Raw genomic sequence first — 21,777 nt, 5'->3', positions numbered from 1 at the left:
GGTTATGTGCCTGCTTCACATATGTGTCAACAGCAATTGTATGACAGGAGCATGTAATTGACTCTGGCACACATATCTGCTAGCGCGAAGTCATGCAGGACGACACCAAGACCGACCTTCCGGCCATCTGTCACACGCAGGGGGACCAGGAACTCATCGAACTCGCCAAACGGAGCGGGTTCTCGCCGGATGCGGCAGAGGCAGTCGCAGCGATCGATGCGGTAATGCATAAGGTTCGGCGCTCCATCCAGCGCCGTGATTTCGGCCGGCAGGTGATGGCGCAGATCGACCCGACGCTCGACGTCGCGCACCTCGACGCGATCAGCGCGATCGCCCATGCCCCGGCTTACATCGAGGATGCCAAGGTCGAGGTGACCGTGGGGCTGATTGCCGAACGGCTTGCGGTTGATCCGTCACGGGCAAGCCGTATTTCGGCGGAGCTCGTCGATCGCGGCTACGCTCGGCGCGTTGCCTCGCAGCAGGATGCCCGCCGCATTTGTCTTGAGCTCACCTCCAAGGGGAAACGCTTCATCGAGGCGGTGCGGATCAACAAGTGGAATCTGTTCGCACAGGCGCTCGGGCAATGGAACGAGCGCGACCTCGTGGCGTTCGCCGTGCTGTTCGAGCGCTTCTCGAACTGGTCGACCGACGATGGCGGCGTGGCAAAATCCGCTGCCAACATCAAGCGCCTGTTCGAGGAAAGCGAAGCCGCCGTGAGTGAGGCCGAACCAGCCGGCGCGGAGTAGCCTGCCGGCCAACGATAATGCGGTCCGGCGCGCCAGCTGGACGAGGGTGCGCTGTCGCCGTAACACTGCGCCATGTCGAAAACCACCGCCGCGACGCTCGCGCTCACCAAGGCCGGCATCGCCTTCACACATTTTCCGTACGACTATGACCCGGACGCGCCGCGTATAGGGCTGCAGGCAGCCGAGGCACTGGGCAAGGCGCCCGAGCAGGTGTTCAAGACCCTGATGGCCGAGGTCGACGGCAAGCCGGTTTGCGTCGTCGTGCCATCCGACTGCGAAGTCAGCATGAAGAAGCTCGCCGCGGCCTTCGGCGGCAAATCCGCCAACATGATGAAGCCGGTGGACGCCGAGCGACTCACCGGCTTCAAGGTCGGCGGCATCAGCCCGTTCGGGCAGCGGAAGAAGGTTCCGACCGCTATCGACGAAACCGCCGAATTGTTCGACGAAGTCCTGATCAATGGCGGCCAGCGCGGTCTGCTGGTGGGGCTGAGCCCAGTGGACGCCGCGCAAGTGACCGAAGCGAAGCTGATCGATCTCGTCGCCTAGGGCAGCGGCGCGTTCTAGAAGACCGCCAGGTACTTCAGCAGCGAAATAATGCCGATGATGATCACCACGATCTGGATGATCTGCTTGACGCGAGCATCGACCGGCAGCCGCTGCACCAGCCACAGGATCAATACGACGACGAGGAAGGTAATGAGGATTCCGATGAGAACGGACATCTGAAGTCTCCGTGACGCTGCGGAATGCAGGTACCTGCTCAACGCGCAAACGCGCAATTCGTGGCAGGCGACGCGAAAACTTCGTGTCAAATCCGAATGTTGGCCTGACCGCGGAACCCTGACAGGGCGGCGCCAGTTGCATGGCGATGACCGATCCGACCGATCTCATCGCGCCGCCCGGCCTCCACTTCGGCCCGCTCGGCGCCAACTGGGTACACCTGTGCGTCGACATGCAACGCATGTTTGCTGAACAGACCGATTGGCACGCGCCGTGGATGCAGCGGGTGCTGCCCGAAGTGGTGCGGCTGGTCGAGATGGCGCCGGAACGCACGGTGTTCACCCGCTTCATTCCGGCCCGTTCGGCTGACGATGTCGGCGGCACCTGGCGCCGCTACTACCAGCGCTGGGCAGCAATGACCGGCGAGCGTCTCGATCCTGGACTGCTCGAGCTGATCCCGGCCCTGGCGCTGCACACGCCGCCCGCCCGCGTGCTCGACAAGCCGATCTACAGCCCCTGGCTCGGCAGCCGGTTGCACGCTGAGCTCCAGGCTGCCGGCGTCGATACGGTGGTGATCTCCGGCGCTGAGACCGAGGTCTGCGTCATGGCCGCCGTCATCGGCGCCATTGATCTCGGCTACCGCGTCATCATCGCCACCGACGCGATCTGCTCGTCCGCCGACTCCACCCACGACGCCATGCACCACATCTACGACAGCCGCTTCGGCATGCAGGTCGAGACCGCCGAAGTGGTCGAGATTGTGGAGGCGCGAGGGCAATAGGGTGGCTGTCCCCGCTGACCGCTACGTCGCTAACCACTCGTTAAGCTGTTGCCTCAAATGCCATTGATCGGCGGTCTCCGGTGGTGAACCTCAGCGCCCAGTAATGCCTCTCACCGCTGACCCCACCATGACCACCGCCGATCACCTCGACGGGGCCGGACCTTTGCGTCCTGCCCAAAGCCATCCCGAGATCATCGTGCCCGGGACGGCGCGAATCCACAACCGGATCACTCGCGGCCGCATTGCTATCGTCGCGCTGCTGCTGGTGGCGGGCTTCCTGCTGATCGGCGGGCGGCTGGTGCAACTGGGGCAGGTGAGGCTCGACGACACCATCGAGGGTGTCACGCGCGATATCATCCAGGCGTCGCGCCCACCGATCGTCGATCGCAACGGCATCGCCATCGCCGTCGATATCCGCGTCCCCTCGCTTTACGCCGAACCTCGTCGCATCGTCGACGTGGCGAACACGGCGGCGCAGTTGCGCACCGTGCTGCCGGATCTTGACGAGGACTGGCTGCGGCAGCGCCTCTCCGGCGACAAGGGCTTTGTCTGGCTTAAGCGAGAGCTGACGCCGGCCCTCGAGGATCGAGTGATGGCGCTCGGCCTGCCGGGCATCGATTTCATCGAGGAGAGCAAGCGCTTCTATCCGGCAGGGTCCGAGCTCGCCCATGTCATCGGCAGCGTCAATGTCGACAACCAGGGGATCGCGGGGATGGAACTGGCCATCGACCGCGACGATCTTGCCGTGCTGCAAGAGGTCGGGCTGGCGCGCGGTGCCGAGCTCGAGCCCAAGGTGCTGTCGATAGACACCCGCGTCCAGTACGTGATGCGCTCCGAGTTGCTCGCCGCGCTTGCCCGCTTCCGTGCCATTGCCGCTGCCGGAGCGATCGTCGACGTCAAGACCGGCGAGGTGATCGCCATGGTCTCGCTGCCGGATTTCGACCCGAACGAGCCGGCCACGGCGCTGAAGCCCGAGAGCTTCAACCGCATCACCAACGGCACGTTCGAACTGGGTTCGACCTTCAAGACTATCACCATCGCGGCCGCGCTCGACAGCGGCGCCGTCGGCATCGACGATATGATCGACGCGCGGGAAGGGGTACGCTTCGGCCGCTTCCTGCTCGATCACGGCCGGCACGAGATCATGTCGGTTTCGGACGTGTTCCGCTACTCCGACAATATCGGCACCATCCGCATCATGGAGACGATGGGCAAGGACAAGCTCCGCGCATTCCTTGGCACCGCCGGATTCGACCAGCGCTCCGGGATCGAACTGCCCGAGCGAGCCGCGCCCCGCGTGCCTGAGAGTTTCTCCGATGTCGCGGCCGCCACTGCCTCTTATGGCTACGGGTTTGCTGCGACGCCGATGCACATGCTGACGGCTGTCGCCGCGCTGATGAACAAGGGCAAGCTGGTGCCGCCGACGCTGTTCCGGCGCAGCGCGGCGGAGGCCGCGCAATTGGCGCGCCCGATCGTCAGTTCGAGGACCAGCGACGAGATGATGTACCTGTTCCGCATGAACGCGCTGCTCGGCTCCGGCCGCAACATGGACGCCGAAGCCGTCGGCTACCGCACCGGTGGCAAGACCGGCACGGCGGAGAAGACCATCAACGGCCGCTATTCCAAGACCAAGAACGTCACCGTGTTCACCTCGGCCTTCCCGATGGAGGATCCGCGTTACGCCATGCTGGTGATGCTCGACGAGGCGCAGGCCGAAAACGCCCGCTCCACCCGCGAGGCCGGCTGGAACGTCGCAGTGGTCAGCGGGCAGATCATCCAGCGGATCGCCCCGATGCTGGGCATTCTCCCCACCACCGTCGCCGGCATCGACGACCGGCTGATGCGGATCGGCGGAGTGCCGGCGGCCGGTGCCGACGTGACCGTCCGGTGAGGGCCGACAGGCGATAAACACCACATTCAGGGGCGGTTCAGAGCAATTAGCGTCAAATGCTCACCATCGACGACGCCTCCCGCGTCGCCACGACAAGGAGAGAAAAGATGCCCGCACTTGGCCTCCGTCGTGCCTTCACCGCCGCCCTCGTCTCCGCCATCGTCGTGCTGCCACTGGCAACCAGCCCGGCCCTGGCGCGGATCAAGAAACCCGGACTCGACTCGCTGTCCCAGGAGTGCTTCAGAGTTCAGACGGCCGCCGATGCCCTTCGCGCCGAATACAAGAATGAGGGGACCACCAACGCCCGCCGCGAGGATATCCTGACCGAGCTGCGCAAGCTGGGCAGCTACTGGATCGCCGCCGGCTGCCGCGATCTCTTCGGCGATATGTCGAAGTTCTCCAAGGTGACCCCCGACGCTATCGCGCCCGAGCCGCCGCGCAGTCTGCTCGACTCGGGCGACAGCTCCAGTGACTCCAACGAGTCCGGCGGCGGCGGCGGCTCCGATTGGCCGGACGGCCCGATCTACTAGGCCGACGTCGCGGTATTTGACGCAGCGAGGCGGGCTGATCACCGCCCCGCTTCGCAGCCTGGGGCGCGCAATTGTTCCACCTGGATCGCATTGCCGCAAAAATGCCTCTTGCCTCAAAAGGCTGGTTTCTGTAGGCCTCCGCACCAGTCGGGGTGTAGCGCAGCCTGGTAGCGCATTTGTCTGGGGGACAAAGGGTCGTCGGTTCAAATCCGGCCACTCCGACCATTTCTTCCAAAGCCTAGAGGATAGCGGATTGGATATTGCCCCCAGCGATCCGCTCCCGGAGGAACTGTCGCTTGTCGCCGGCAGCCTCGAGCGCTGGCCGGTTGCCGCAGGCGGCGCACCGGTCCTGATCAATCTCTCCGAGAATCACACCTTCCGCATCGACGGGGCCAGCGGTTCGCGCCATGTGCTGCGCCTGCACCGGCCGCGCTACCAGTCGCGCACCGCCATCGGCAGCGAGCTCGCCTGGCTCGAAGCGATCACCGACGACACCGAAATCCCGGTGCCGCGCCCGATCCCCGGGGCGGACGGCGAGATTGTGCAGGAAGTGGCGCCGGACCGCTTCGCAGCCTTGTTCGCCTTCGAGAACGGCGCCGAGCCTCAGCCGGATGCGGACCTCGTGCCGCTGTTCGCAACGCTTGGGCGCTATGCCGCAACGCTCCACAACCACATTGCCACCTGGCAGCAGCCCGAAAAGTTCGTCCGGCCGATCTGGGACGCGGTGGGCATCCTCGAAGCCTCGGGCCTCTGGGGCGACTGGCGCAAGGCCCCGCATGTCGAAGGCGACACGCTGGCAACGCTGATCGCGCTCGATGCGGCGTTGCGCGCCGATCTCAGGGCCTATGGCACCGATATCGACCGCTTCGGGCTGATCCACGCCGACATGCGGCTCGCTAACCTCCTGGTCGACGGCGAGCACACCGTACTGCTCGATTTCGACGATTCCGGCTTTGGCTGGTTCCTCTACGATCTCGCCGCGAGTCTCTCGTTCATCGAGACTTCGCCGCAGGTGCCAGCGCTGATCCGCGCCTGGCTCGGCGCCTATATGGAAATCCGGCCGCTGAAGCCGGAGGACCTCAGGATGATCGATACGCTGATCCTGCTCCGGCGCATGGCGCTGCTGGCGTGGATCGGATCGCATGGCGAAACCGACCTCGCGAAGTCGCATGTCGAACGGTTTGCGCTGGACACGGCGGCAATGGCGCGAAAGTATCTGAGCCGCTGACGACCGGGGGAGGGCGCCATGCGCATCCTCGCCGTCGCCGATTTACACTACAACCTGCCGCAGTTCGATTGGCTCGTCTCGACCGCCAATCGCTATGACTTGCTGATCATCGCGGGAGACTTGCTGGATGGCAGCTCGCTGGTCACCACCAGCGCGCAAATGGTGGTGGTGCTGAAATATCTCGAGCGGCTCCGCGCCACCGTGCCGTTGGTGGTCTGCTCGGGCAACCACGACCTCAACCATGTCTACTCGACCGGCGAGCGCTATGCGCGCTGGGTGCCATACGCACGCGGCAACGGCGCTCATGCCGACAATGAGAGCTTTGCCATCGGCGAGGACAGCATCACCATCTGCCCCTGGTGGGATGGCGACATCGCCAAGCACGCCATCGGCCGGCAGCTGGCGGAAGCGGCGGCTACACGCGGGCGGAACTGGTTCTGGGTCTACCATGCGCCGCCGGCCGAGACGCCGGTGAGCTGGTCCGGTTCGCGCTCTTACGGCGATGTGGAGCTCGCGGGCTGGATCGCACAATACCAGCCGCAACTGGTGTTCAGCGGCCATGTGCACGAAGCGCCGTTTGCGCGCGGCGGCTCATGGGCCTCGCGGCTGGGCGACACCTGGATCTTCAACCCTGGCCGGCAGGTGGGCGAGGTGCCGACGCACATAGTGGTCGATACCAAGTTGAGGCAGGCGGCGTGGTTCTCCTTCGAGGGAGCGGGAACGCTCGACTGGGGCAGCGGCGGCGTGCCGGAGGAAATGCTCGAGTGGCCGGCCTGGCTGCCGCGGGCGCCGCTGGCGGCCTAGAGCGCTTTCTGCCCCGGTTCCATTCGGTGAAGCGGCCTAGAGCCGCGGGTCGGGCTTGCCGGTGGCAATGACCGGGGCAGCCGTCTGGGCCGGCAACTGCTGGTTCACCAGCGCCTCGAGCACTTCATCGACCATGCCCAGATGGTCGTTGCGGTCGGCGAACTGGTGCTTGAGGTCGGCGAGGTAGGTCGTGGCGTCGATCAACCGGCTGGCGAGGATGCGGGCGACATGGAAGACGATCTCCGGCCGCATCTGCAGGAAACTCTCGGCGTCCTCGATGCGGTGGACCATCACCGGTTCGATGGCGCGCACGGTGGCGCTGTGCGGGCGGCCGAGCAGGGCGGAGATTTCGCCGAACACTGCGCCCGGCTCGTCGACCAGCGAGACACGCACGTCGCCGCGCAGCACTTCGACCGCTCCCTCGACAAGAATGTAGAGCACCCCGCTGCTCGGGCCCTCGCTGATCAGGATATCGCCGGTGTCGTAGCGAACCTTGGCGAGGTCGTCAGTGGTGGCGAGCACCGCCTGCATCGAGCTGTTCTGTGGTTCCACGCTGGCCCCCGGCTGTCGCGCCGGGCCTGATCATGCTCTCAGGGAACCGGCGCCGCCAAGCCAAATCGCTTGTCGACCCGCCCGTAACCGGCAGTGACGCCCCAGATCAGGCCGGCGACGAGGAAGAAGTGCCGCCAATGATCGACGTCGATGATCGCGGCTTCGCCGGCGAGCGGCACGAATACCGCGACCAGCGGGATCAGCAGCAGGCGGTTGGGACCGGGCCGGGCGATGAACGTGGCGCTCCGCCACAGCGTCACGCCGATGAACAGGATGAAGGCAACGCCGCCACCCCAGCCATAGGCGTGCAGCACATTGACATAGGTATTGTGCGGCTCTTCCTTGACCCGGAGGTTGCGGAACTCAAGCGGGCCAAGTCCGAGCGGATGCTGCAACGCCAGGTCGAACGCATAGCCCTGCCGGCCGAAGCGGCCGCTTTCGCCGGTATCGTAATTCTGCGATTGGGTCCTGAGCTCGATGAACGAGCGGAACTGCGGGATCGACAGGATACCGGCCGCCGCGACGACGAGCAGCATCAGGCCGGCCATGGCGAGCAGCAGCATGCGAACCTTTTGCCGGGCATGGGCTTCGAGGACGAACACCAGCACGTAGACGATAGCGCTGGAGATGACGATGTGGCCCCAGGCAGCGCGCGAGAAACTGGCGAACACCCCGGTGACCAGCACGCCATAGGCGAGTGCCGCCCAGATGGCGCGGCGCGGCGTACCCAACAGCACGCGCTGCAACACGTACATGGCCGGCAGCACCAGGAACGGGCCGAAGACGTTCGGATCGTTGAAGAACGCCTTGGCGCGGTCATAGCGGGTGAACAGCTCATGCCCGATGCCAAGATAGCCGAGCGTGCCGAGCACGGCCGAGAGCAGGGCGGTTGCGAGGTAGGCGCCGATGATCAGCCGCATCCGGGCCTGCGGCGCGTCGGCGACATAATTCGCCACCCAAAACGAGGTGAAGAACAGAAAGATCGTCACCGCCTGGTAGATCAGCGCATCCGGGATGGTGCTGAACTTCACCTGGAACGCCGCGATGATGGCGAACGGCACGAAGCTCGCGAACAGCACCAGCAGCCCCAGCGTCGAGCGGCGCAGCGCGAATCCGGAGACCATCGAGACCCCGAGCACCGCGAGGAACGCCAGCTCGTACGGCGACGGTTCGGCGATGACGAGGCCGCCGGCAAAGATCCAGCCGACGACGAGGGCGTCGAGCAGGGTGGTGGCGCGGGCGCGCAGCCAGGTGCCGGCAAGGGTGGGGGAGGCCGTCGAGGCCGCAGCACTCATCGTTTCACCCACTGGGTGTCATCCCTGCGAAAGCTGGGACCCATTTCACGGCGCGCACCAGCTGCGAGTTGGGTCCCAGCTTTCGCTGGGATGACATCGAGTATGGGGAAGAACCGGTGGCTCGCCCCGGTCATTTCAGAACGCGTTCTTGCGCTGGGTGAACAGCGAGATCGGGGTCAGCGCCACGATCTTCACGTCGAGCCAGAGCGACCAGTTTTCAATGTAGTAGAGGTCGCATTTGACTCGTTGCATGATCTTGTCGACCGTGTCGGTCTCGCCGCGCCAGCCGTGGATCTGGGCCCAGCCGGTCATCCCCGGCTTCACCCGGTGGCGGGCGAAATAGCCCTCGACCGCATCGTAGTAGAGCTGGTTGTCGGCCTTGGCCGAGAGGGCGTGTGGCCGAGGGCCGACGATCGAAAGTTCACCGAGCAGCACGTTGAACAGCTGCGGCAGCTCGTCGATCGAGGTCTTGCGGATGAACTTGCCCACCTTGGTGACCCGCGGATCGTCCTTGGTGACAAGTTTCACCGCGTTGGCGTCGAGCATGTCGGTCCGCATCGAGCGAAATTTCCACATCTCGATCAGCTGGTTGTTGAAGCCGTGCCGCTTCTGCCGGAAGAACACCGGCCCCTTGCTCTCCAGCTTGATGGCGATCGCCGTGGCGACCATCACCGGCGAGAGCAGGATCAGCGCCGTGGCAGCGACGAGTTTGTCGAACAGCCACTTGAACACCAGGTTCCAGTCCGAGATCGGCCGGTCGGCCATGTCGAACACCGGCACGCCGCCGACATAGGAATAGGCCTTCGAGGTGAAGCGCAGCTTGCTCATATGGGCAGAGAGCCGGATATCGACCGGCAGCACCCAGAGCTGCTTCAGCATGTCGAGCACGCGGTGCTCGGCGAATAGCGGCATCGAGACGATCACCAGGTCGATCCGGGTCTGGCGCGCGAACTCGATCAGCTCGGCGACGCGGCCGAGCTTGGCGAGGCTGGCGACGGATTCGGGCGAGCGGTCGTCGTTGCGGTCGTCGAACAGCCCGAGCAGGTCGATATCGTCGCGCCCGGTGGTCTGGATCGATTCGATCAGCGCTTCGGCATCCTGGCCGCCACCGACGATGACGGTGCGGCGCTTGAGCTTGCCCTGCCGGGTCCAGCGCATCACCACCTGATGCAGCGCTATGCGATAGACCGCGAGCACGCCAAGCCCGGCGGCCCAGAAGGCGGCGATCCACGGGCGCGACAATGCATGGCCACTATCGTAGAGCAGCACCAGCCCGCCGAGCAGCGCGAAGGCGGCCGTCCAACTGAGCGCGGCCTTCCAGAGCTGTGAGACGCCGAGCCGGTAGGCCGCAATGCCGTGCAGCCGCAGCAGGCTGATGAACACCTCAGCCACCGCAACGACGCCGAGCGTCGTGACGACGCTGAGCAGCGTATCGCCGCCATTGAGCCCGAACAGCGCCACCCCGGTTGCGATCAACAGGGCAATCTCTGCCACCTGCGCCACGCCGGCGACGACCGCCGCCGAGTAGGTTGGGGCGATCGGCTGATCGGCGAGGGCGGCGGCGAGGTCGCTCAGCCGCGGTGGCGCGGCTTTCGCCTTGGGCGGCTGCGCAACGTGCTCGAGGACGGCCTGCTGAGGATCAAGGTGGAACATCGGGGGCTCTTTGCTGGGCTCTTGTTGTGTGGAGGCTCTAAGACGTGAGCACTGAAGGCGACGTGACCCCGGTGGGCGCCCGGGCAGCGAGAACCAGCCGGTAGAGCGCCTCGATCTGGTCGGTCATGTAGGCGATGGAGAAACCGCCCCTGATATGCGCGAGCCGCAGTTCTGCCTCGCGGGCTGCCGCGGCCGGATCGTCGAGAGCTGCCTGCATGGCGCCGCGCAGCGCAGCCGCGTCGGCCGCCGGCAGCAGGCTCGAGGCAGTGGGGCCGTAGATTTCCTTCACGCCGCCCACGTCGGTGGCGATCACCGGGCGACCAGCAGCTGCGGCCTCGAGAATCACATAGGGCAGCGACTCGGCGAGCGAAGGCACGACGGCGATGCGGCCCAGATGCAGGGTAGGACGCGCCGGCTTGACGCCGACCAGAGTGACGCGTTTGGCTAGCCCGAGACGTTCGACCTGCGCCCTGATCGTATCGAGGTCCGGGCCGCCGCCAGCCATCACCAGCGTCGCCGGGCGGCCATCGAGGGCGCGGACGTCGACCAGTGCGTCGAGCAGGTAGCTGATGCCCTTGACCGCGCGGAACTCGCCGATGAACACGAAATCGGCCGCCGCCGGTCCGGGGACGATCGCCTCGAACTCCGACGGCATCAACCCATTATGGATCACCGGGCCGGGGCACAAGGGTTTGCCGATCTGCTCAGTGTAAGCCCGTTGCGCGAAACCGCTCTCGAACACCATTGCGTCAGTCGCGCCGAGCAGCGCGCGCTCGATGAGGCGGAACAGCTGGCCGGCCGGCGAGCCGGGCCGGTAGTTCAGCACCCCGCCATGCGGCGTGTAGAGCGAAACGCGCTGCCGGGCGCCGATGCGGGCCAGCCGGGCGTTGAGCCCGCCTTTGGCGCCGTGGCCATGCAGCACGTCGATCTGCAGCACGTCGGCGAGACGGCGAACCCTGAGCGGCGTGGTGAGGTCGGCGGCCCCGAAGGTGCGGGGGATCGGCAGCGAATGGATGCCGAGCGGCGCCAGCGGGCGGAGCTTTTCCAGCCGTTCCTCGGTCAGTGCATCGGTGTGGAGGCTGTCGGCGACGATGCCGATCTCGTGGCCGCGGGCCGCCAGTTCATGCGTCAGATCGTAGACGTGCCGGAACAGCCCGCCAACCGGGGCACGAAGGATCTGGAGGATGCGGAGCGGACGAGATGCGCTGGACATGCCCCCAGCGTTAGAGGGGGCGGGGTTTCCGAACCCTTTAGAGCCAGCGCTCCGACACTACGATGGTATCTCCGGGGTAAATGGGGAAGTCGAGGTTGACCGATCCCTTCACCATCTGGTTGCCCTGCCGGCGATAGATTACTGCCTTGCCGCGGTCCGCCGTGTCGGAGAATCCGCCGGCCGTGCTGATCGCCGCACGCACCGTCATGCCGTAGACATAGGGGAACTGGCCGCCGTTCTTGACTGCGCCCTGGATGAAGAACGGCCGGTAAGTCTCGATCTCGACTGCGACACTCGGCTCGCGAATATAGCCCTCGGCCAATGCGGCGGTGATCGAAGCGGCGGCGAGCTGCGTGGTTTTTCCGCGCACCTTTACCGGCCCGACCAGCGGCAGCGCCACGGCGCCCCCATCGTCAACCTGGTAGCTCTTGGAGAGTTCGGCTTCGCCATAGACGCTGACCCGCACCACGTCGCCGGTATCGAGCGTATAGGGCCCCTTCACCTCGACCAGATAGGTCGACGGCTTGCCGTTGATGGCGCAGGCCGCAAGCGGCACGAGCAGCAAAATGAGAAGGAAACGCAGCCAGCGCATGGCTATCCCGAAAAACCCTGATCAGGGCGCCAGTGTCGCGGTGCTATGGTTAACATTCTGCTTAGAAAATTGCCTTCGGATCGTCAGATTGCGAGCCAGCTTAACTGAATGCTTACCACGCCGGCCCCATAGCTCAGGAGTAACAGTGAGGGCGGGCGAGTGAGTTCGGATTTCGAGCGCGCCGATGACGTGCGGATGGATGTGGGGGCGCTGATCGCCGCCGTGCTGTCGCGTGGCCTGCGCATCGTGCTCGTCACCGTGCTGCTGCTGGTCGCCTCGGCTGCGGTCCTGCTGTTCATCCCCAAGAGCTACGAATCGTCGGCGAGCCTGTTGGTCGAACCGCGCAGCAACATCTACACCCGCGCTGCGATGGACGTGACCTCGGGCGGCAACGCGGTGAACACCGAAGCGCTGATGTCGAGCCAGATCGAGCTGATCAAATCACGCGACCTGCTGCTCGAAGTGGTCGATTCGGAAAATCTCCGCTCGGTGCCTGAATTCTCCAATGCCGGCTTCTCGCCCATTGGCTTCGTGCTGCGCCTCGTGGGGCGCGGACCGGAGCAGCGTAGTGTCGATGAGACCGTGCTCGGCAATCTCGCCGACCGCATGACGGTGATCCGTGAGCGCGATTCTGCGGTGATCTCGATCTATGTGCGCTCGACCGACGCCGAGCTCGCGGCGCGCATCGCCAACGCCATCGCCGCCGCCCACGTGAAGCGCCGCGGGGCCCAGTCGCTGACCGATACCGCCGACGCCACCGTGTGGCTGGAGGAAGAGATCGATAAGCTCCGCCCCAAGGTGAGCGCAGCCGAGACCGCCGTCGCCAACTACAAAGTCGAGAACGACCTGTTCGTCGGCGCCAACAGCATCCCGGTGACCGACCAGCAACTGACTGTGGTCGCCACGCAGATTGCCGAAGCGCAGCAGCGCAAGAACGACGCGCAGGCCCGTTCGCAGGTGATCCGCGGGCTGCTCGACAAGGGCCAGTCGCTCGACGGCGTCAACGACGTCCGCAACTCGGTGGTGATCCAGGGGCTGCTCGAAACCAAGGCGAACCTGCAAGCCGAACTGGCGCAGAAATCGACGACCCTGCTGTCCAACCACCCGACCATCAAGGCGTTGAAGGCGCAGGTCGGCGAGCTTAACAAGCAGATCACCAGCGAGGCCGACCGTGTCGCGGATTCGCTCGAGGCCGAGGCCAAGGTCGAGGCCGACCTCGAGCAGCGGCTGCGCGACGACCTGACCCGCGCCAAGCTTACGGCCGGTGACGCCACCAAGGGCGGCGTGACCCTCGACAGCCTCGAGCGCGAGGCCAAGGCGCAGCGCGACCTGTTGGAAAACTATCTCGCCCGCTACTCCGACGCGACGTCGCGCACGGCGTCGAACTCGGCGCTGCCCGATGTGCGCATCGTCAGCGAGGCGGCGCCTTCAGTCGAGCCGGCTTCTCCTAAAATCCCGCTGATCCTGGGCGCCATCGGCTTCGTGGCGCTGGCGCTGCAGATCGGCGCGATCCTGTTCGGCGAGCTGATGTCGGGCAGGGCGCTGACTGAGCGGACGCGTGCCGCAGGGCTGGAGTCGGAGGATCACGTCTACGACGCCGAAGCCGCTGAGATCGACAACGACATGGTCGACGAAGCGATCGACGACGAGCTGGAGCATGCGGTGGAGTCCGGCATCGCCCCGCCGCCGGTGGCAGCCCGTCCGGCCGACGACGATCTGGCGCAGCTCTCGGCTGCCGTTACCACGCACCAGTTGCGCACCGTGCTGCTGGCCAGCCTCGATGGCGGCCAGGAGACGTTGATGGTGATGGACCGGCTGCTCGAGGATGCGCTGATGAGCGATCTGAGCGCCGTGGTGGTGGATGCCGGCAGCGGCGAAACCAGCGCTCTGCTCGGCCTCACCGACCTCGCTGCCGAGCAGGCTGACTATGGCGACGTCATGCAGCGCGCCGGCGATAACCTTGCCGAAGTGCCCTGGGGGCGCCTCCCATCGCTCGACCGCCGCTCCTCCCGTCCTTCGACCTTGATCGAGGCGCTGGCCGATATCTATCACGTGGTGATCGTCGATACCGGCCGGGTCGGTGTCGCTTCCAGCCTGCCGCTGTTCGCGGGCGCCCGGGCCACCGTGGTGCTGGTCACCAGCGAGGACGCCAGCCCGGTAGCGATCGGCGTAGCCCGCCGCGATATCGCGGCGCTCGGCTTCGAGCTTGGTCGCGTCGTCCGCCTTCCCGCCGTCAGGGCGGACGTGGCTTAGGTCCGTGACAACGCTCAAGTACAGGCTGATCGGCGCCGCCTTCGAGCTGTTATGGGCAAGCGGCGTGACGCACCTGGTTCGCAAGCGCTCCAAGGCCCGCGGCGTGATCTTCACGCTGCATCGGGTGTTGCCGGACGATCCGGCCGACTTCGCCCCCAACGCCATTCTCCAGGTCAAGCCCGACTTCCTGGCCTTCGTCATCACCCGCGTCCGCGAGCTGGGCTTCGACATCGTCGACATGGACGAGGCGGCGCGGCGCATCGAGGCGGAGACGCCGGGCAGGCCCTTTGTCGTCTTCACCTTCGACGACGCCTACCGCGACAACCTCAGGTTCGCGCTGCCGGTGCTGCGCCGGCAGCAATGCCCGTTCACGCTCTACGTGCCGACGGCGCTGGTCGACGGGGTAGGGGAGGTGTGGTGGCAGGCGCTCGAGGACATCATCGCCGGCCAGAATGCGCTGGCCGTCACCTATGCCGGCGAGACCGAGTACTATGCCACCGCCAACCTCGAGGAAAAGCAGCGGGCCTATGACGCGCTCTACCGCCGGATGCGCACCATGCCCGAGGCCGACCGCGTCAAGCTGATCCGCGACATCGCCGGCCAGTACGGGTTCGATCTCAAGCAGCACTGCCGCGAGCTGATCATGGATTGGACCGAGCTCCGGCACTTCGCAGCCGATCCGCTCTGCACCATCGGCGCCCATACCGTGCATCACTATGAGCTGGCCAAGCTGGGCCCGCTCGATGCCCGCAACGAGATCGAGCAATCGGTCCGTATCCTCAAGGCGCAGTTCGGGAAGACGCCGCTGCACCTGAGCTACCCGATCGGCGGCACTGCCTCGGCCGGCCCGCGCGAGTTTTCGCTGGCCCGCGACTTGGGGCTCAGAACGGCCGTGACGACGCGTCCCGGCGGGCTATATGCTGGGCACCGGCACAGCCTCCATTCGCTGCCGCGGGTGTCCCTCAACGGCCTGTTCCAGTCCAAACGCTATGTCGATGTCTTCGCGACCCCGGCCGTGTTCGCAATGCTGCCCGGTTGATCGCGTTTCTCATGTCCCTTCTCTTACTGATTCCCCGGAGCTTTCATGGCTGACCTCATCGTCGATGGCGCACAACCGGTGTCCGGCACCATCCGGCCGTCCGGCAACAAGAACGCGGTGCTGCCCATGCTCTGCGCTACCTTGCTGACCGACGAAGCGGTGACGCTGACCAACGTCCCGGAAATCAGCGATATCGACAAACTGGTCGAGTATTTCCGCTCCAAGGGCTCGCGTGTACAACGCAGCCTCGAGGCACAGACGCTGACCATCCAGCATGACTTCAAGGCCTTCGCCACGACCGACGCCGAACTGCCGGTGGGCATTCGCGCCGCCGTGCTGCTGCTGGCCCCGGTGCTGCTGCGCAGCGACCACCTGATCTTCGATACCGAGGCCAAGGGCTGTGCGCTTGGCGTGCGCGAGATCGACCCGCACCTCGAGATCCTCGAACGCTTCGGCGGCACCATCGCCGGCACGCACCCGTACCGCATCGAGCGCCGCAACCAGATCAGGGGCGTCGATCTCTGGCCCGACTACGCCTCGGTCACCGCCACCGAGACCTTTGTGATGATCGCGGCGCTGGCGCACGGCACCTCGACCATGAACAACGCCGCCTCCGAGCCACACGTGCAGGCGCTTTGCGACATGCTGGCGGCGATGGGTGCCGATATCGACGGCATCGGCACCTCGCGGCTGACGGTGCGCGGCGTGGGCAAGCTGTCCGGCACCACCGCCCGCGTCCCGGACGATCACCACGAGGTCGCAACCTTCCTCGCCATCGGCGCGGTCACCGGTGGCCGGCTGACCGTCGAGACCGATATGGGCCCGCAGCTGACCCTGATCCTCCGCCAGTTCGGCAAGCTCGGACTGGAGTTCGAGGTCGAGGAGGGCAAGGTCACGGCCACCGGCTGGACCCGCAAGGTCACCGAGCCCTACACCGCCGAGATGCTGCCCAAGATCGAGGCGGCGCCCTGGCCGTATTTCCCGGCCGACCTGTTGCCGCACGCCATCGGCATTTCGGTGGGCTGTACCGGCGACATCCTGTTCTGGAACAAGGTCTATGAGGGGGCGCTCGGCTGGAGCGCTGAGCTCCTGAAGTTCGGCGCCCGCGTGCACCTCTCCGACCCGCATCGCCTCGTGGTATTCGGCGGCAACCCGCTGCGCCCGGCAACGGTCGAGGCGCCCTACATCATCCGCGTCGTCGTGGCGCTGCTGCTGGCGGCGATCCAGATCCCCGGCGAGTCGCGCATCAAGAATGCCGACCCGATCCGCCGGGCCTATCCGCATTTCGTCGAGAAGCTGACCAAGCTCGGCGCCAAGGTGCGCTGGGAGTAGGGGGCCACGCTCCCGCAAAAGGACATTGTTGGAGACCGAACGTGGGATCTCTGCTCGGCCTGATGATTACGCTGGTGCTTGTATTCAGGTGGGTGCGTGGCCTGGTCGTCTATTTTACTCATCGAGATGAGTATCGAAACATCATCAAGACGAGGATGTATTACGGCGAGGAGGGCGGGGGCAAAGAGGTTGGCATCAAGAACCAGCTGTTCTTCTCGTATCCCCTTGGGATCCTGATTGCTGGTTTTCTGACCTACGCGGCGTTCTTCTGGCAAAAGTGAAGCGCCTCGAGCGGCCGGAGCGCTTTGGAGGTGGCTTGGGGACCCCGCGCCGGTCAGTCCGGCTTCGCCATCCAGCGGATGATCCAGGTCGCCGGGTAGAACCAGCTCATCCCCATCACGGCGAAGAAGCCGATGAGCAGCCACCACACCGCGGCGCCCAGGAAGCTCATGTAGATCCACATGCCGAGCACCGACCAGACCAGCAGCGAGCCGAGGATCAGGACAGTGCCGAGGAGTTTGCGGGTGGACTGGGTCATGGCATCATAGCTTCCGATGCGGCATCGCGGCCATTGTAAGGGGGCGCTGCCGGGAGTAGTTCGGGGCCGAAAGGAACCCATCTTGGCTCTCAGCGCAACCGAACAATCCGTCACACCATCAACGCCGGCCACCGACCGGCTGCGGCCAGTTCGCCTCTGGCTCTATGGCATGGCGCTGCTGGTCTTGATCATGGTGGTGGTCGGCGGCGCGACGCGGTTGACCGAATCCGGCTTGTCGATCACCTCGTGGAAGCCGATTTCGGGCACCATCCCGCCGCTCAGCGCTGCCGACTGGCAGGCCGAGTTCGAGGCCTATAAGCAGATCCCGCAGGGGGTGCAGAACTCCTGGATGGGGATCGAGGACTTCAAGTCGATCTTCTGGTGGGAGTGGGCGCACCGCTTCCTTGGCCGCGTCATCGGCTTCGCCTTCGCCATCCCGTTCGTGGTGTTCCTGTTCCAGCGCCGTTTCAACTGGAGCCTTGCGGCGCCGCTCGCCGGGCTCTTCGTGCTCGGCGGCTTCCAGGGCTTTCTCGGCTGGTGGATGGTCTCGTCCGGCCTGTCGGAACTGACTTCGGTGTCGCAATACCGGCTGGCCGCCCATCTGGGCGCCGCCTCGCTGCTGTTCATCGCACTGATCTGGGTGGCGCGCCGGCTCGAACCCGCCAAGCCCGCCAGTCCCGCCGGCTGGCCGGTCTGGGGGCTGCTGGCGCTGATCCTCATCCAAATCGTCGCCGGCGCCTTCGTTGCCGGGCTCGATGCCGGCATGGGCTATAACACCTGGCCGCTGATGGATGGGGCGCTGATCCCGCGCGGCCTCGATGTCGTCGAGCCGTTCTGGAAGAACTTGTTTGAGAACACCCTCACCGTGCAGTTCATCCACCGGATGATCGCCTATGCTGTGGTGCTCTATGTCGGCTGGCTGCTGTGGCGCCAGTCGAAGCGCGGCGGTTTTGGCGGCGTGCATGGCTGGCTGCCGCGCATCTCGCTGCTGATCCTGCTGCAGGTCGGGCTCGGCATTGCCACGCTCCTCAGCATGGTGCCGATCTCGCTGGCGCTCGGCCACCAGGCCCTGGCCTTCATGTTGGCCGGGCTGGTGACGGCCTATCTGGCGGATACGACGGCGCGAAGGGCCTAGCAGCGGCGCTGCCCCATACTCGCTGTCATCCCCGCGAAAGCGGGGAACTCCGTTCGCGATCGTGCCTCACACGAGAAAACAGAGGTTCCCGCTTTCGCGGGAATGATCCGGTGGGGACGGGTGGCGTTTTGGCAGGTGGCGATGTCGTTTGATTTCAATGACTTAGTATGTGGTATCATAATACCAACTGCGCAAGTAATTGAAATTGAAGGGTAAAATCTTTCCGCTTGACGCTTCCCGGTCGCGTCCGTATATCCGCGCCACGAATACGGGGCAGGGGTCACTCTGCCTGCTTTCAAGGAAAACGAGATGAGCACCTACACGGCGAAGCCGGACGAGATCCAGAAGAAGTGGATCCTGATCGACGCCAAGGATCTGGTGGTTGGCCGTGTCGCCTCCATCATCGCCATGCGTCTGCGCGGCAAGCACCTGCCGACCTACACCCCGCACATGGATACCGGCGACCACGTCGTCGTGATCAATGCCGACAAGGTGAAGCTGACCGGCAAGAAGCTCGATCAGCGCCGGTTCTTCTGGCACACCGGGCATCCGGGCGGCATCAAGGACCGGACCCAGCGTCAGCTGCTCGAGGGCCGTTTCCCCGAGCGCGTGCTCGAGAACGCCGTCCGCCGGATGATCCCGGAAGGCCCGCTCGGCCGCAAGCAGTACGGCAACCTGCGCGTCTATGCCGGTGAGACCCACCCGCATGAGGCCCAGGCGCCCGTGAAGCTCGACGTCGCTTCGTTCAACTCCAAGAATGTGAGGGCCAAGTAATGGCCGAGACCATCAATTCGCTCGAAGACCTGGGCGCTGCCAACGTCGTCGCTGTTGCTGCCGATGCTCCCGTGCACGTGCAGAAGCTCGACGCGCAGGGCCGTGCCTATGCCACCGGCAAGCGCAAGAACGCTATCGCCCGCGTCTGGATCAAGCCGGGTGCCGGCAAGATCACCGTCAACGGCAAGGAGTTCAACGCCTTCTTCGCCCGTCCGGTGCTCCAGATGGTGCTGCAGCAGCCGATCGTCGCCGCTGCGCGCGTCGACCAGTACGACGTCATCGCCACCGTTTCGGGCGGCGGTCTGTCGGGCCAGGCCGGTGCCGTCCGTCACGGCATCTCCAAGGCTCTGACCTATTTCGAGCCCGAGCTGCGCGGCGTGCTGAAGGCCGGCGGCTTCCTCACTCGCGACAGCCGCGTGGTCGAGCGTAAGAAGTACGGCAAGGCGAAGGCCCGTCGTTCCTTCCAGTTCTCCAAGCGTTAAGCTTCGAGTTTCAGATTTGCCGAGGGGCCGGAGCGATCCGGCCCCTTTGCTTTTGGCGTCTGTCCAAGTTACCCATTGCCCGCCTTCAGACGAGCAGCCAATGCCGCAGCCCAAGACCGTTCTCATCGTCACCGATGCCTGGCACCCGCAGATCAACGGGGTGGTGCGCTCGATCGAGCTGGTGATCAAGGAGATGGAGAAGCGCGGTATCGCGGTAAAGCTCCTGACCCCGAACGAGTTCAAGACCTTCCCGATGCCCGGCTATGGCGAAATCCGCCTGAGCCGGACGCTGATGAAGCCGGTCTATGCACGGATCGAGGCTGCGGCGCCCGACGCCATCCACATCGCCACCGAGGGCCCGCTCGGCATCATGGCGCGCCGCTGGTGCCGGAAGCACCGGTTCGCGTTCTCGACCGCCTACCACACGCAGTTCCCGGAATACCTGCGGGCGCGGTTGCCGGTGCCGCTGCGCTGGAGCTACCGGTTCCTGCGCTGGTTCCACGGCGCGGCAAAATACTGCCTCGTCGGCACACCGCACCTGAAGACCCTGCTCGAGCAGCGCGGCTTCACCAATGCGGTGATCTGGCAGAAGGGCGTCGATACCGAGCTGTTCAACCCGGCCCGACGCGAGCCGCTTGCCTATGACGGCCCGGTGTTCCTCTATGTCGGCCGCGTCGCGGTGGAAAAGAACATCGAGGCGTTCGTCTCGCTCGACCTGCCCGGCACCAAGCTGGTGGTGGGGGGAGGGCCGAGCCTCGAGAAGCTGAAGGCCGAATACCCCCACGTGGTGTTCGTCGGCCCCAAACAGGGCGAGGAGCTGGCGAGGCTCTTCGCCTCGGCGGACGTGTTCGTGTTCCCTTCCAAGACCGACACCTTTGGCCTGGTGCTGCTCGAGGCCCTGGCCAGCGGCACCCCGGTGGCGGCCTTCCCGGTGACCGGGCCGATCGACGTAATCGGCGATGCCCCGGTCGGCGTGCTCGACCACGACCTCAAGGCCGCGGCGCTCAAGGCGCTCGACGTGTCCCGCGATGGCTGCCGCGACTATGCCGAGCAGTTCTCCTGGGCGGCCAGCACCGACCAGTTCCTTGAGTATCTGCCGGTGAAGGGCGATGTTCGTTCGTCTTGACTCTAATTAGAGTGTTTTCTAAATAAGGCTCATCGCCACGCGAGCGGGTCTTATGGGTATCAACGCCGTCTTCGAAGCGCTGTCGCACCCGGTGCGCCGGGAAATCCTCCAGCTCCTCAGGGGCGGGCCGATGTCTGCCGGCGCGCTGGCGGAGCACTTCACGCTGAGTAAGCCCACGCTCTCCGTGCACTTCGCCAAACTGAAGGAGGCCGAGCTCGTCGCCGTCGAGCGACAGGGCACCAGCCTCATCTATCACCTCAACATGTCCATTCTCGAAGAGGCTCTCTCGGGCCTAATGAGCTTTAAGGAGCCCAAGTCATGAGCCCGCTGTTCACCCCGATCCGCATCGCGCTGCTCGTCGCTCTCGTCGCGGCCTTCGCCGCGGGCCTGGCGTTGGTCCCGGCCGGCACGATGCTGCCGGTCCATTGGGGCGTCGGCGGCGAGGCGGATGGCTTCCTGCCGCGCGAGTGGGCACTGCTCATGCCGCTGCTGATGGTGCTATTCGTCTGGGCGATCTTCTTTGTCGTCGGCCGGGTCGCCAAGCCATCCGATGCCGCCGCCGGACGGCACCCCGCCGGCGTGGTGATCACCGCGCTGATTGGCCTCGCCCTGGTGATCGAAGCCGCGACGGTGCTGATCGGCATCGGCGTCGCGGTCAGCATGGTGCAGGTGCTCGGGCTTGCACTCGGCGTGCTGTTGGTGGTTCTCGGCAACGCCATGCCGAAGTCCCAATCCAACAGCTTCGCGGGCATCCGCCTGCCGACCACATTGGGCGACGCCGCCAACTGGCAGGCCACCCACCGTCTCACCGGGCTGCTCTGCATCATCGCCGGACTCGTGCTGATCGTTGCAGCGGCGCTGCTCCCTGCGCCAGCCCTGATCTGGTGGCTGCTCGGCTGCGTCTTCGCGCCGATCCTGATCGGGGTCGTGTACTCATTGGCCTACGCCAGACGACAGCGGGCTTGACCATCGGCCGTTGTCGCCACTAAAGCTCCGTAATCCTCGCTCAGGGTTTGGACATGACTCAGGGAGTAGCAGCGCCAATCGCAGCCGCCGGTTTTGCAGCCGCAGCGGTCGCGCGCGCTAGCGCCGC

The 21,777-nt window shown here is 65.4% G+C and carries 24 protein-coding genes and 1 tRNA gene; 18 read left to right on the top strand and 7 right to left on the bottom strand.

The window, feature by feature from the left end:
- The first annotated feature begins 92 nt into the window (after nt 1-92).
- Both ACSQ23_RS13685 and ybaK read left to right on the top strand, forming a co-directional pair.
- On the top strand, nt 93-746 hold the full coding sequence (locus ACSQ23_RS13685; RefSeq protein WP_436090949.1) for a MarR family winged helix-turn-helix transcriptional regulator: 654 nt from the start codon (nt 93-95) through the stop codon (nt 744-746).
- Nucleotides 747-818: 72 nt separating this feature from the next.
- On the top strand, nt 819-1,292 hold the full coding sequence (gene ybaK / locus ACSQ23_RS13680; protein WP_055878892.1) for a Cys-tRNA(Pro) deacylase: 474 nt from the start codon (nt 819-821) through the stop codon (nt 1,290-1,292).
- A gap of 14 nt (nt 1,293-1,306) precedes the next feature.
- Here the strand turns inward: ybaK and ACSQ23_RS13675 are convergent, their stop codons facing one another.
- On the bottom strand, nt 1,307-1,468 hold the full coding sequence (locus ACSQ23_RS13675; protein WP_291311183.1) for a Thivi_2564 family membrane protein: 162 nt from the start codon (nt 1,466-1,468) through the stop codon (nt 1,307-1,309).
- Between the two features lie 140 nt (nt 1,469-1,608).
- Between ACSQ23_RS13675 and ACSQ23_RS13670 the strand changes: the two genes are divergently transcribed.
- The 6 genes from ACSQ23_RS13670 (at nt 1,609) to ACSQ23_RS13645 (ending at nt 6,700) form a co-directional block, all read left to right on the top strand.
- On the top strand, nt 1,609-2,247 hold the full coding sequence (locus ACSQ23_RS13670; RefSeq protein WP_248310529.1) for an isochorismatase family cysteine hydrolase: 639 nt from the start codon (nt 1,609-1,611) through the stop codon (nt 2,245-2,247).
- 103 nt (nt 2,248-2,350) lie between these two features.
- Nucleotides 2,351-4,138, top strand: coding sequence for a peptidoglycan D,D-transpeptidase FtsI family protein (locus ACSQ23_RS13665; RefSeq protein ID WP_436090948.1), 1,788 nt, complete (start codon nt 2,351-2,353; stop codon nt 4,136-4,138).
- A gap of 107 nt (nt 4,139-4,245) precedes the next feature.
- On the top strand, nt 4,246-4,668 hold the full coding sequence (locus tag ACSQ23_RS13660; RefSeq protein WP_055878886.1) for a hypothetical protein: 423 nt from the start codon (nt 4,246-4,248) through the stop codon (nt 4,666-4,668).
- A 148-nt stretch (nt 4,669-4,816) separates the two neighbouring features.
- Nucleotides 4,817-4,893: transfer RNA gene (locus tag ACSQ23_RS13655), tRNA-Pro, on the top strand.
- Nucleotides 4,894-4,921: 28 nt separating this feature from the next.
- Complete coding sequence (locus ACSQ23_RS13650; RefSeq protein ID WP_055878884.1) at nt 4,922-5,896, top strand: phosphotransferase enzyme family protein; 975 nt, start codon at nt 4,922-4,924, stop codon at nt 5,894-5,896.
- A gap of 18 nt (nt 5,897-5,914) precedes the next feature.
- Nucleotides 5,915-6,700 carry a metallophosphoesterase family protein gene (locus ACSQ23_RS13645; RefSeq protein WP_436090947.1) on the top strand — a complete coding sequence of 262 codons (786 nt, stop codon included), beginning with the start codon at nt 5,915-5,917 and terminating at the stop codon, nt 6,698-6,700.
- 36 nt (nt 6,701-6,736) lie between these two features.
- On the opposite strand, the gene ACSQ23_RS13640 is transcribed toward ACSQ23_RS13645, so the two are convergent.
- The 5 genes from ACSQ23_RS13640 to ACSQ23_RS13620 all read right to left on the bottom strand — a co-directional run bounded on the left by ACSQ23_RS13640 (nt 6,737) and on the right by ACSQ23_RS13620 (nt 12,005).
- Nucleotides 6,737-7,252: a cyclic nucleotide-binding domain-containing protein gene (locus ACSQ23_RS13640; RefSeq protein ID WP_248310528.1), complete on the bottom strand. Its 516-nt coding sequence runs from the start codon at nt 7,250-7,252 to the stop codon at nt 6,737-6,739.
- Between the two features lie 38 nt (nt 7,253-7,290).
- A complete protein-coding gene (locus ACSQ23_RS13635; protein ID WP_055878873.1) occupies nt 7,291-8,547 on the bottom strand; it encodes an O-antigen ligase family protein in 1,257 nt (418 codons plus the stop codon).
- A 135-nt stretch (nt 8,548-8,682) separates the two neighbouring features.
- On the bottom strand, nt 8,683-10,200 hold the full coding sequence (locus ACSQ23_RS13630; protein WP_436090946.1) for an undecaprenyl-phosphate glucose phosphotransferase: 1,518 nt from the start codon (nt 10,198-10,200) through the stop codon (nt 8,683-8,685).
- A gap of 37 nt (nt 10,201-10,237) precedes the next feature.
- Nucleotides 10,238-11,413 carry a glycosyltransferase family 4 protein gene (locus tag ACSQ23_RS13625; RefSeq protein ID WP_436090945.1) on the bottom strand — a complete coding sequence of 392 codons (1,176 nt, stop codon included), beginning with the start codon at nt 11,411-11,413 and terminating at the stop codon, nt 10,238-10,240.
- A gap of 37 nt (nt 11,414-11,450) precedes the next feature.
- Nucleotides 11,451-12,005, bottom strand: a complete 555-nt coding sequence (locus ACSQ23_RS13620; protein ID WP_055878866.1) for a polysaccharide biosynthesis/export family protein — start codon at nt 12,003-12,005, stop codon at nt 11,451-11,453.
- A 159-nt stretch (nt 12,006-12,164) separates the two neighbouring features.
- On the opposite strand from ACSQ23_RS13620, the gene ACSQ23_RS13615 reads away from it, so the two are divergent.
- Genes ACSQ23_RS13615 through ACSQ23_RS13600 form a run of 4 tightly spaced genes read left to right on the top strand, consistent with a single transcriptional unit; the run spans nt 12,165 to nt 16,910 of the window.
- The gene (locus ACSQ23_RS13615; protein ID WP_436090944.1) at nt 12,165-14,258 is read left to right on the top strand and encodes a GumC family protein; all 2,094 of its coding nucleotides are present in this window, start codon (nt 12,165-12,167) and stop codon (nt 14,256-14,258) included.
- A 4-nt stretch (nt 14,259-14,262) separates the two neighbouring features.
- Nucleotides 14,263-15,297: a polysaccharide deacetylase family protein gene (locus ACSQ23_RS13610; protein WP_436090943.1), complete on the top strand. Its 1,035-nt coding sequence runs from the start codon at nt 14,263-14,265 to the stop codon at nt 15,295-15,297.
- 45 nt (nt 15,298-15,342) lie between these two features.
- Nucleotides 15,343-16,629, top strand: coding sequence for a UDP-N-acetylglucosamine 1-carboxyvinyltransferase (locus tag ACSQ23_RS13605; RefSeq protein ID WP_055878859.1), 1,287 nt, complete (start codon nt 15,343-15,345; stop codon nt 16,627-16,629).
- 41 nt (nt 16,630-16,670) lie between these two features.
- Entirely contained in the window at nt 16,671-16,910 is a 240-nt protein-coding gene (locus tag ACSQ23_RS13600; protein WP_436090942.1) for a hypothetical protein, read from the top strand.
- 53 nt (nt 16,911-16,963) lie between these two features.
- Here ACSQ23_RS13600 and ACSQ23_RS13595 read toward each other — a convergent pair whose 3' ends face one another.
- Entirely contained in the window at nt 16,964-17,167 is a 204-nt protein-coding gene (locus ACSQ23_RS13595; protein ID WP_055878854.1) for a DUF2842 domain-containing protein, read from the bottom strand.
- A gap of 82 nt (nt 17,168-17,249) precedes the next feature.
- On the opposite strand from ACSQ23_RS13595, the gene ACSQ23_RS13590 reads away from it, so the two are divergent.
- The 6 genes from ACSQ23_RS13590 to ACSQ23_RS13565 all read left to right on the top strand — a co-directional run bounded on the left by ACSQ23_RS13590 (nt 17,250) and on the right by ACSQ23_RS13565 (nt 21,650).
- Nucleotides 17,250-18,302, top strand: a complete 1,053-nt coding sequence (locus ACSQ23_RS13590; RefSeq protein WP_436090941.1) for a COX15/CtaA family protein — start codon at nt 17,250-17,252, stop codon at nt 18,300-18,302.
- A 309-nt stretch (nt 18,303-18,611) separates the two neighbouring features.
- Entirely contained in the window at nt 18,612-19,076 is a 465-nt protein-coding gene (gene rplM, locus ACSQ23_RS13585) for a 50S ribosomal protein L13 (RefSeq protein WP_055878849.1), read from the top strand.
- A complete protein-coding gene (gene rpsI, locus ACSQ23_RS13580) occupies nt 19,076-19,558 on the top strand; it encodes a 30S ribosomal protein S9 (RefSeq protein WP_055997900.1) in 483 nt (160 codons plus the stop codon). Before rplM ends, rpsI begins: the two co-directional genes overlap by 1 nt.
- 100 nt (nt 19,559-19,658) lie before the next feature.
- A complete protein-coding gene (locus tag ACSQ23_RS13575; RefSeq protein ID WP_055997903.1) occupies nt 19,659-20,684 on the top strand; it encodes a glycosyltransferase family 4 protein in 1,026 nt (341 codons plus the stop codon).
- A 52-nt stretch (nt 20,685-20,736) separates the two neighbouring features.
- A complete protein-coding gene (locus ACSQ23_RS13570; RefSeq protein ID WP_244488447.1) occupies nt 20,737-21,006 on the top strand; it encodes an autorepressor SdpR family transcription factor in 270 nt (89 codons plus the stop codon).
- The gene (locus ACSQ23_RS13565) at nt 21,003-21,650 is read left to right on the top strand and encodes an SdpI family protein (protein WP_055997906.1); all 648 of its coding nucleotides are present in this window, start codon (nt 21,003-21,005) and stop codon (nt 21,648-21,650) included. The genes ACSQ23_RS13570 and ACSQ23_RS13565 overlap by 4 nt, the downstream gene beginning before the upstream one ends.
- The last annotated feature ends 127 nt before the right edge of the window (nt 21,651-21,777 follow it).

The sequence above is a fragment of the Devosia sp. LjRoot16 genome (assembly GCF_964252795.1).
GTDB lineage: Bacteria > Pseudomonadota > Alphaproteobacteria > Rhizobiales > Devosiaceae > Devosia_A.
Note: the sequence above shows the minus strand (reverse complement) of the source record. Positions and strands in the feature narration are given on the sequence as shown.